Below are 593 nucleotides of genomic sequence, written 5' to 3'. Positions count from 1 at the left end.
GTCCATACAGCGCTCCATATCATAGTACTCAACGCGGCCACGAGCGCCTGAAAACGACGATTTCACCACCATCCCACGATCCACATAATTAGTGAGGAAAACACAGGATATCTCGTAACTTAACTGTTTGATTTTATATGGCTCCCAGTAATAGTCTGGTCTAGGCAGGCGGGCACGAAAAGAAATGACACCATCGTCACTGACTTCAAACTCTTCCATTCCCTTGAACTCATTTTTTGCTGATTGGATAGTTTTTTGATTGGCGGTTGGGTAAAGCGGTTTAGAAGATGTTAGCTGACAGCCCGTCATAAGCCCAAACGCGGAGAGAGCTAGCCCAATACGTTGAATTGTTTTCATTGATTTTTCCACGATAGATGATGGATGAGATCTTATTGTCTCGCGTTGGTTTTATAACGCTTGTGTATGTTTTTCTCCACAGTGTTGTCGGAATTTATCATTTTTGATTGATAAAAATTTGAAGTGTAAATGGCGAATGCGCAAAGCGGGGGAGTAAATAACAAGCGAGAGCCTGAAAAAAAACAAAGTAGCAATATTCTAAATTAGTAATTAATTATATTTAATGAAGCATGAAA

Annotated in this window: 1 protein-coding gene; it reads right to left on the bottom strand. The window is 40.1% G+C overall.

What is annotated here, in order from left to right:
* On the bottom strand, window positions 1-357 hold a 357-nt coding region (locus R8N49_RS28845; protein WP_318190665.1), incomplete at its 3' end, for a hypothetical protein.
* Window positions 358-593: the final 236 nt, after the last annotated feature.

The sequence above is a fragment of the Vibrio sp. 1978 genome, assembly GCF_033344345.1.
The sequence above is the reverse complement of the archived record's forward strand: the minus strand, read 5'-3'. Positions and strand labels throughout refer to the sequence as shown.